Consider the following 9,450-nt stretch of genomic DNA (forward strand, 5'->3'; position numbering starts at 1 on the left):
GATGGGCCATGAGCGATCCCCTGACCTTTGTGCAGCATGTTCTGCCACCCCTTGTCCGGCTCTTATGCTTCATTTCCCTGGGCATTCTCATGGGCATTTTCATCGAGAACCTGCGCTGGTCCACGTTCATGGCCCGATTGGCCACTCCCCTGGTACGCCTGGCCCATCTCCAGCCCGTTGCCGGAGCAAGTTTTGCCATGGCCTTTTTCTCCGGAATCACGGCCAATTCCATGCTTGCAGAAGGGTTTGCCCAAAAAAAAATCACCCGCAAAGAGGTGATCATCTCCAATCTGTTCAACAGCCTGCCCATCTATTTTCTTCACCTGCCCACCATGACCATGATAGCCGCGCCCCTGCTCAAGCAGGCTGCGCCTGCGTACATCGGGCTCACTCTGGGCGCCGCCTGTCTGCGTACCTGCGTCATGGTCATTTGCTGCCGCCTCTTCCTCCCTCCCCTGCCCGAAGGATGCGTGACCTGCGAACTCCCCCACTCCGAACCATTGAACCTCCGCAAAGTAGTCCTCACGACCCTGTCCCGGTTTGCCAAACGCATGCAACGCATTGCCATCATCACGGTACCCATCTACATCCTGGTCTTTTTTGCCTCGGACCTGGGCGTATTCACCTGGCTTGAAACAACCATTGCCACCCATGCCCGCATACTCTCCTGGGTGCCCACCCAAGCCCTGGGCGTCATTGTCCTGCAGATCAGCGGAGAATTCTCTGCAGGTGCGGCAGCTGCAGGCGCACTCCTTGAAAACGGTCTCATTTCAGTCAAGGCCATTGTCCTTGCCCTTGTGGTGGGCAACATTCTTTCCTCGCCCATGCGCGCCTTCAGGCACCAGCTCCCGGTCTACGCGGGCATCTTCAAACCGGGGCTGGCCCTGCAGCTCATTGCGGCCAATCAGGGCCTGCGCATCGGCTCCCTCATTGCTGTGGGATCCTTGTACGCCATGTGGGGATGAATGGTCAAAAATCAGGATACAAACCTGCAGGCCGCCGTGCAGTCACATCATGATGGCATAATAGTGCATGGTTACGTTCCCTGATCATCTGAAACGTCCCACCAGAGCATAACCCGCCGGCAGGTGCCATGAGTCGAATCCGATCCTTTGGCGTGCGTCCTGCCGTCTTTTCCTGCATCTTCCTTTTTGCCGGAAACGCCACAAGACGATCCGGGTGGTCTTCATCCCTGGCCATCCCCGGAAACCGTCTCTTTTTCTCCCGTCTGCCTGGTACCCTTTTGACCTCTCACCTGCTCAAAATATTCCATCAACTTGCCCACCACATACTCGTGCCCTCCACATGCATGAGGCACCAGGCAACCGGAACAATCCTTGATACCGTTTTCAAGCATGGTGAAATTCCCGCCGCAATTGTCCCAATAGATAAAATACAGCGGACAGTAACAATGCTTGCAATTGAATGTTTGCGGATCAGCTCCCTGATGACAGGGGAAAAAGGGACAGTTCAGATTCTGGCAGAACCGGTCGTCGCCAACAGCATGGTGGTCCGATTTGTTCATGATTGTTTCTCCTCTGGTTTGCTTTCCCAACGTATCAATGCCCACCATCATGCCCCATGCACCAGGATACAAAACAAAGGGAGACACACACTCCGGAATTTCCGGAAAACCCCTGTCCATCCCCCGCTTTCAGGCCTCTGAAAATTGAGCATTAACTCGACATAACTTGATTTTCAATGAATGGCATTAAACTTGTTTACTCAAGGGTATTCACGTTATGTCCCTGGAGGATCTTGTAATGCCTACTCACGACTCCTCGCCCCTCACGTTCCTTTTTCTTCTGGCTGTGTTCAGCTTTTTGCTGTACCCCAGCCAATCGAATTCATATTCCTTTTCGGATATATCCCTCATGAAATCCTATGGCCTCAATCCGGCGGCGCCCCAGGGATCTGACCAGCGCCAGGACGCCATGTCCTCACGACATCCCATGTACACCCAGCTCTCCCCTTGGTCCAATCTCCTTTCTCCGGATACCAAGCAAGGTGTTGGGAATCTCCTTGTGGCCCATACGACCCAAGGCCCCATGCTCACGCAAAACAGGCCGTCCATCAACACCCGGCAGCCCAGGCTGATCCAGGCAGGCAAACCAGACAATCCACGGCCCCTGGACCTCAGCCATATTTCCAGCATCCAGATTGCATGGCTTCTCGGCGCCAGCGTTTTCGGCCTCATGGGTTTTAGCCGCAAGCCGTGCTGATCCTTTCTCCCTGCTTTATCACGCCTTATGACCGGAGTGTGCCCATCAGGCATACTCCGGTTTCTTCTGCCCTCATGCGCTTGCCAGACGCCCCCCACTACTTATAGATTGATGCTGCGCGTGTTCGGGCTCCCTGCGGGCCCGCTTCCTGTAGACCATCATTTCTGTCTTTTTTGCGAGCAAATACATGAATACCATCCATATACAAGGCGCCCGACAACACAACCTGAAAAATCTCGATCTGGATATTCCCCGGGACCAACTGGTTGTTGTTTGCGGACCTTCCGGTTCGGGCAAATCCACCCTGGCCTTTGACATTGTCTATGCTGAAGGCCAACGCAGATACGTGGAATCCCTGTCTGCCTATGCGAGACAGTTTCTTCCTCAACTCGACAAGCCCGAGGTGGAGCTGATTGAAGGTCTTTCTCCGGCCATCTCCCTGGAACAGGGCACCACTTCCAAGAACCCCAGATCCACCGTGGGAACGGTCACGGAAATCTACGATTTCCTGCGCGTGTTTTTCGCCCGCCTGGGAACCCCCTACTGCCCCCAATGCGGTCGGCCCATTGAGCCCCAGACCAGTGATGAGATCATCACCGACATCCTGAGTCTTGAGGAAACAACCCGCTTCCTGCTCCTGGCCCCCCTTGTGGAACACAAGAAAGGAACCCACACCGACCTGCTGCAAAAACTCAAAAAACAGGGATTTGTCCGGGCAAGCGTCAATGGCCAGATTGTTCCCCTGGATCCTCTGCCCGTTCTGGAAAAGAATAAACGCCACACCATCCTTCTGGTGGTCGACCGGTTGGTGGTCAAGAAGGACATGCGCAAACGGCTGGCCGATTCCGTGGAACTGGGCCTGCAATACGGTGAGGGAAGAATCGTCGTCCAGATCGTTGGCGGTGGGGAAATCGCCTATAGCACGGAAGCCGTATGCCCGGCCTGCAAAATCAGTCTGCCCAAACCATCACCCCAGCTTTTTTCCTTTAACAGCCCCCAAGGTGCCTGTCCGGCCTGCTCAGGGATCGGGAGTGTGGAATATTTCGAGCCGGATCTTCTGGCGCCCAACAAGGGACTGAGCCTTTCCCAGGGCGGCATTATCCCCTGGAAAAAACCACGCATCTTCGAACGGTTCAAGGAGGATCTTGCCCGGCTGGGCAAGGCCCATGGATTTACCCTGACAACGCCCCTTGCGGATTTCACCCCCACGGCCCGAAACAAACTCTTTCAGGGTGATCCCGCAACCAACTGGCCAGGAGTTCTGACCCTCATGGAACAGGGCCAGTCCTACGGGTCCATCTGGCGGGACGAATTGGCCAGATTCAGACAGACCACCGACTGCTCTGCCTGCCACGGAGCCCGGTTGCGGCCCGAAGCCCTGGCCGTCAAGGTCCATCAGGCCAGCATCCAGGACCTGTGTTCCTGGTCCATTTCCCGGGCCCTTGCCTGGATCGAGCAACTTGATTTTTCAGGAACCAAGGCCAAAATCGCCACCCCGCTGCTCAAGGAACTCCGTCACCGTTTGTCCTTTCTGGTCAATGTGGGCCTGGATTACATCAACCTGGGACGGAACATGTCCACCCTGTCCGGCGGCGAAGCCCAGCGAATCCGGCTGGCCGGTCAGCTGGGTTCAGGCCTTGTGGGGGTCACCTACGTACTGGATGAACCGAGCATTGGTCTGCATCCCAGTGACAACGCCCGGCTCATCAGAACGCTGCGCAGTCTCCAGGAACGCGGCAACACCGTACTCGTGGTCGAACATGACGAACCAACCATTCGCGCGGCTGATCACATTCTGGAACTTGGTCCGGGATCGGGATTTCTGGGCGGAGAACTCATCTACTCGGGTGATGTCAAGGGACTCATGGCGTGCCCACATTCCCTCACCGGCAAATACCTGCGCGGCGAGCTGTCCATCCCCAAACCCGCAACAAGACGTTCTCCTGCGGGATTCCTCAAGGTTCACGGCGTGTCCACCAATAATCTCAAAGATGTCGATTGTTCCATCCCCCTGGGAAGCCTGGTGTGCGTGACAGGGGTTTCCGGATCGGGCAAGAGTTCGCTGGTCATGGATTCCATCTACAAGCACATTGCCCTGGCCCGGGGGCTCAAGGTGGAACGTCCAGGCAATATCAAGGGAGCCGAAGGCCTCGAGGCCGTGGAAAAGGTCATCCTCATCGACCAGACCCCCATCGGACGAACCCCCAGATCCAATCCGGCCACGTACACCAAGGTGTTCGATGAAATCCGAAAAATCTTTGCCACCACCAAGGAAGCCCGACAACGCGGCTATGCCCCGGGACGATTCAGCTTCAATGTCCGGGGAGGACGTTGTGAAGCCTGTCAGGGAGACGGCCAGATCAGGGTGGAAATGCACTTTCTGCCGGACGTGTTTGTCACCTGCGAGGTCTGTGGAGGCAAACGGTACAATCGGGAAACCCTGGATGTAACCTATCGGGGTAAGAACATCGCCGATGTGCTCGCCATGACCGTGCGCCAGGCCCGAAAATTCTTTGAGGCCTATCCCCTTCTGGATCGCCGACTCGGGGTCCTTGAAGATGTTGGCCTCGAATATCTCCGCCTGGGACAGCCCGCAACCACCCTTTCAGGAGGCGAAGCCCAGCGGATCAAAATATCCAGGGAGCTCGGGAAAAAACGGTTGCCCGGAACCCTGTACATCCTCGACGAACCCACCACCGGGTTGCACATGCACGAGGTGGGCAAGCTCATCCATGTGATGAACCGTCTTGTGGACAAGGGGGCATCGGTTCTGGTCATCGAACACAACTTGGACGTCATTGGCGCGGCCGACTACGTTATCGACCTTGGACCCGGCGGCGGCGAATATGGCGGAACCATTGTGGCCCGGGGGACTCCCGAAGCAATTGCCAGGGACACCCATTCGGCAACAGGCAAATTCCTGCGCGAACATTGGGAAGGCTGAAGCATCTATCGCTGACCCAACCAGGGTTGAGGGGCTGCACCACCATCCGCATCCCCTCACCCTTTTTGTTACCAGCACTATTCCTGTGCCATCTTGGTTCCCAGGTCATACGTTCCCGCCTCCATGAGCATCTCAATGGCCAGATCAGCGCTGTCCTGGGCATTGAAAACCCGGGTAAGCAGATCATAGGCAAACTCCTCCACCCCCTTGGCCATCCGCTCCCGCACATCCCGCGCCAGACCGAGCAGACGATTCTCAAACGGTTTGTTCAATTTCTTGAAATCTCCCCCCTTGAACCCGTGTTGGTCCGCATAGGCCACCATTTCTTCCCAGACCTCGGCAGGAACGCCCTTGTGCGCGTCCTTGATGAAGTTGCCCGCAGCATCGAGCTGGGCATTACCGTAATCATTGACTTTGACGCCCCAGGAAATCATCTGCAGGGCCGTGGCCACATTGGCCTTGGTGGTCCGGGTTGTGGCGGCAATGGCCTTGAGACGCTCGGAATTGTTCCCCGAGGTTCCGTGCTGGGCACCGGAAATCTTGTACGGAGCCAGAACATCATGAATCTGCGCTGTCAGATCCACCTGAATCCCCTGGCTTCCTGTTTCGATCCCGTGGGTGGTCCCGTTATTCAGGGCAATCCAGTCAGGATACAGATCCTGATCCACGAGCCCCTTGATCAGATACAGGGCTTCCTCGGGCGTGGACAACCCCTCCTTGCCCTTGATCTCGCCCACCTCGGTCTCATAGCCGGCCCAGGACGGGATGAGCGGGGCCAGTTCCAGGTTGGCGGCCAGATTGGCCTCATCCGAAAGATGCGAGGCATCAATGGCCAGGGACGTCACCCCGGCGTCGAACAGGGACGGAATCTCGGTTCTGGCTCGCTCAATATCATCATCTCCCTTGATGGCATAATGATCCGCGTGGATAGCCACGGGAACCCTGATCTTCATGGCATTGCATACATAATCCACCTTGCGGGCCAGATTCCAGAACGAGGTATCGCAATAGGCCTTTTCTCCACCTTCGGATTTGGCGATCTCCAGAATCACCACGGCATTGGCCCGTTCTGCAGCTGCAAGCACGCCCTGAATGACAAACAGATTGCGACCATTGGCAGCCATGGTCATGGCCTTGCCCTTGGCCCGCAGCGCCTGGTCAATGACCTTGCCGCTCACTATAAGGGCCCGGGAATGAGGAAAAAGCCGTTCGATGTTGGGAGGACGACCAATGGTCAGGGCATGTTCAAACGCGGTTTCGGAAATGGTTCTCAGCATCAGCTACCCCCTTGGGTCAAAGAAAATGATTCAGGGAACAAAAACAGGCATGAACGCATTCAGAGCATAGGGAAGAACGTATGTGACTCACGACACATCAATGGTTCGTGCATACCTCAATCCGACCGCAATGACAAAGAGTATTCCATAAAAAAGGGCGTATTTCCCCGCTCAATCTTGCGGAAAAATACGCCCCGAACAAACGCTCTGTTACCGGTTATCCCTCGCTGGCCCTCAACGTTCGCTCTTCACGGGCCAGATAGTTGGTCACGTAATCGGCCACGGCCTCTTCAAGAGAACGCATGGGAACATCGCAGCCTATCGCACGCAACCTGTCCATGTTCGCATGGGTATAATACTGATATTTGTCCCGGATGGTTTCCGGCATGTCCACGTATTCAATTCTCGGTTCCATGCCCATGGCGGCAAACACCGACCTGGCAAGATCATTCCAGGTTCGGGCTTCACCCGTACCCACATTGAAGATCCCGCCCACGTCCTCGTGCATCAGAAGCCACCACATCACGTCCACGCAATCCTTGATATACACGAAATCACGCTGCTGCTCCCCGTCCTTGTACTCGGGCCGGTACGATCTGAACAATCCCATCTTTCCCGTGGCCGAAATGCGATGAAAGGCCTTGCAGACAACGCTTTTCATATCATCCTTGTGATATTCATTGGGACCGAACACATTGAAAAACTTGAGGCCGACCATGCTGTCCAGCAACCCGTTTTTTTTCACCCACATATCGAAAAGCTGTTTGGAATACCCGTACATGTTCAAGGGAACCAGCTGATCCATGGTCTCTGGATCGTCGTCAAAACCCAGGGATCCGTCGCCATAGGTGGCAGCGGAACTGGCGTACAGGAAACGGGCCCGCTTGCTCAGGGCAAATTCCGCAAGGGTTCTGGTATAATGGAAGTTGTTTCCCATCAGATAATCAGCATCCTGCTCCGTGGTGGACGAGCAGGCCCCCATGTGGATGATCCCCTGGACGGGCGTATCAAACCTGCCCGAACAAACGGCATCGAGAAAAGCGGTTTTGTGCATGTAATCAGCGTACCTGAGACCCACCAGATTCTTCCACTTGGAACTCGTGTTCAGGTTGTCCACAACGAGAATATCTTCGATGCCCATGCGATTGAGCTTCCAGACCATTGCGCTGCCAATGAATCCGGCACCACCAGTGACAATATACATATTCCGAGATCTCCTTGAAGGTTGGATTGCTGGTATCTGTTTTGGTTTCTTCATGCGGGGGAAGAAACACGCACATGACAGGATGATGCCTAATCCCAAACACAAAAACATTCAAATACACATCCCACCCCAAGATTGCGATTCACATGCATTCCGGATATGACCAATTTTACAGATTTGTATTTTTCTCTTTTTTCATCATTCTGACAAGGAAATCTCTATGCTCGCCATTGTAGATTACCGGGCCGGCAACCTCACCAGCGTGCGCCGGGCCCTTGATCATCTCGGCATCCCCTGTACCATTACGGACGATCCGGAAACCATTACCAGGGCCGACGGGGTCATTTTCCCCGGTGTCGGTGCTGCGGGTTCGGCCATGGAGCAGCTTCGTCAATCCGGCCTGGACGCCACCATTGCCTGGTGTGCGGCCAATGACCGTCCCTTGCTGGGCATCTGCCTGGGCTGCCAGATCATTCTGGAACACAGCCAGGAAAACAACACCCGAACCCTGGGGATCATTGCCGGTGAATGCCTTCCTTTTTCCAAGGACCTCAAGGAGGAAAACGGTGAACCCATCCGCATTCCCCACATGGGATGGAACCGGGTCCGGCTGAACAAACCCTGTCCCCTGTTCGAAAATGTCTCCCCTGATGCGGAATTTTATTTTGTACACACCTACTACACCAGGCCTGCTTCCGAATATGTCCTGGGTACAACCCATTACGGACAAGATTTCTGTTCGGTGCTGGGCCGCGACGGGTTGTGGGCGGTTCAGTTTCACCCGGAAAAAAGCGGACGTCCGGGTCTTGAAATCCTGAAAAATTTCGCAACCTACTGCAGGGGGAACAACCATGCTCAGTAAACGAATCATCCCCTGCCTGGACGTACGCAACGGCAAGCTGACCAAAGGCATCAAATTCAAGGGAAATGTGGATATCGGTGATCCCGTTGCAACGGCCCGAATGTACTATGAACAGGGAGCCGATGAAATCGTGTTCTACGACATCACGGCCTCGTCGGAACACCGTGGTATCATGCTCAAGGTGGTGGAAGAAGTGGCCAGGACCATTTTCATCCCCTTTTCCGTTGGTGGAGGCATAAGCACTCTGGAAGACATGCGAGCAGTTATCGGCGCTGGTGCCGAAAAAATCTCGGTCAATTCCGCTGCCGTGAAAAACCCGGAGATCATCACCCAGGGAGCCGCTGCCTTTGGTTCCCAATGCGTGGTGGTGGGCATGGATGTCCTCAAAGTGGAAAAGACCCAGGCCATTCCTTCGGGTTATGAAATTGTCATTCACGGGGGACGTAAACACATGGGCATCGACGCCCTGTGGTGGGCCCGACACGTTGTTGAACTGGGAGCTGGTGAAATCTGCCTCAACTCCATTGACGCCGACGGGACCAAAAACGGATATGAACTTGATTTGACCCGGCTCATCGTGGACCATGTAAGTGTTCCGGTCATTGCCTCGGGCGGGGCTGGCACCCCCCAGCATATGGTCGACGCCGTGACAAAAGGAGGGGCATCGGCAGCCCTCATTGCCTCCATTGTCCATTACGGTGAATACACCATCGCAGAGATCAAGGATTACATGGCCCAGCAGGGCGTCAAGGTACGAAGGGTCTGGTAAACGGCTACTTCAGATATCAACACACTATTCTCCCCATTCTGCCGACTCCGAACCCGCAAAAAGACTCCCCCAAAAGGCCCCTCAAAAACAGCCTTTGAGGGGGAACAAGAGTGATCCATGCTCCTTGAAGCCAGGAATGGCCTGGCTAGGAGATGGACGTGGTAAGGGGAGG

The 9,450-nt window shown here is 55.2% G+C and carries 8 protein-coding genes; 5 read left to right on the forward strand and 3 right to left on the reverse strand.

All coding sequences use genetic code 11. From position 1 onward, the window contains the following. Positions 1–8 precede the first annotated feature (8 nt). A complete protein-coding gene (locus DPF_RS11415) occupies positions 9–965 on the forward strand; it encodes a hypothetical protein (protein WP_069859759.1) in 957 nt (318 codons plus the stop codon). A 221-nt stretch (positions 966–1,186) separates the two neighbouring features. On the opposite strand, the gene DPF_RS11420 is transcribed toward DPF_RS11415, so the two are convergent. Next, positions 1,187–1,525: a cysteine-rich small domain-containing protein gene (locus DPF_RS11420; protein ID WP_069859830.1), complete on the reverse strand. Its 339-nt coding sequence runs from the start codon at positions 1,523–1,525 to the stop codon at positions 1,187–1,189. Between the two features lie 349 nt (positions 1,526–1,874). Between DPF_RS11420 and DPF_RS11425 the strand changes: the two genes are divergently transcribed. Then, positions 1,875–2,222 (forward strand): hypothetical protein, encoded by a 348-nt coding sequence (locus DPF_RS11425; protein WP_141721119.1) that lies wholly within the window; start codon positions 1,875–1,877, stop codon positions 2,220–2,222. 187 nt (positions 2,223–2,409) lie between these two features. Beyond that, entirely contained in the window at positions 2,410–5,166 is a 2,757-nt protein-coding gene (gene uvrA / locus DPF_RS11430) for an excinuclease ABC subunit UvrA (RefSeq protein ID WP_069859761.1), read from the forward strand. A gap of 77 nt (positions 5,167–5,243) precedes the next feature. On the opposite strand, the gene DPF_RS11435 is transcribed toward uvrA, so the two are convergent. After that, the gene (locus tag DPF_RS11435; RefSeq protein ID WP_069859762.1) at positions 5,244–6,443 is read right to left on the reverse strand and encodes a class II fructose-bisphosphate aldolase; all 1,200 of its coding nucleotides are present in this window, start codon (positions 6,441–6,443) and stop codon (positions 5,244–5,246) included. 217 nt (positions 6,444–6,660) lie between these two features. Then, entirely contained in the window at positions 6,661–7,647 is a 987-nt protein-coding gene (rfaD, locus tag DPF_RS11440) for an ADP-glyceromanno-heptose 6-epimerase (RefSeq protein WP_069859763.1), read from the reverse strand. Positions 7,648–7,867: 220 nt separating this feature from the next. On the opposite strand from rfaD, the gene hisH reads away from it, so the two are divergent. Next, a complete protein-coding gene (hisH, locus tag DPF_RS11445) occupies positions 7,868–8,509 on the forward strand; it encodes an imidazole glycerol phosphate synthase subunit HisH (RefSeq protein ID WP_069859764.1) in 642 nt (213 codons plus the stop codon). Next, positions 8,499–9,278 carry an imidazole glycerol phosphate synthase subunit HisF gene (gene hisF, locus DPF_RS11450; RefSeq protein ID WP_069859765.1) on the forward strand — a complete coding sequence of 260 codons (780 nt, stop codon included), beginning with the start codon at positions 8,499–8,501 and terminating at the stop codon, positions 9,276–9,278. Before hisH ends, hisF begins: the two co-directional genes overlap by 11 nt. Positions 9,279–9,450 lie beyond the last annotated feature (172 nt).

Source organism: Desulfoplanes formicivorans (assembly GCF_001748225.1).
Classification (GTDB): domain Bacteria; phylum Desulfobacterota; class Desulfovibrionia; order Desulfovibrionales; family Desulfomicrobiaceae; genus Desulfoplanes; species Desulfoplanes formicivorans.

Coding starts and splice junctions, on each gene's coding strand:
- DPF_RS11420 (WP_069859830.1), bottom strand. CDS start 1,525: ATGAACAAATCGGACCACCATGCTGTTGGCGACGACCGGTTCTGCCAG.
- rfaD (WP_069859763.1), bottom strand. CDS start 7,647: ATGTATATTGTCACTGGTGGTGCCGGATTCATTGGCAGCGCAATGGTC.
- DPF_RS11425 (WP_141721119.1), top strand. CDS start 1,875: ATGAAATCCTATGGCCTCAATCCGGCGGCGCCCCAGGGATCTGACCAG.
- DPF_RS11435 (WP_069859762.1), bottom strand. CDS start 6,443: ATGCTGAGAACCATTTCCGAAACCGCGTTTGAACATGCCCTGACCATT.
- DPF_RS11415 (WP_069859759.1), top strand. CDS start 9: ATGAGCGATCCCCTGACCTTTGTGCAGCATGTTCTGCCACCCCTTGTC.
- hisF (WP_069859765.1), top strand. CDS start 8,499: ATGCTCAGTAAACGAATCATCCCCTGCCTGGACGTACGCAACGGCAAG.
- uvrA (WP_069859761.1), top strand. CDS start 2,410: ATGAATACCATCCATATACAAGGCGCCCGACAACACAACCTGAAAAAT.
- hisH (WP_069859764.1), top strand. CDS start 7,868: ATGCTCGCCATTGTAGATTACCGGGCCGGCAACCTCACCAGCGTGCGC.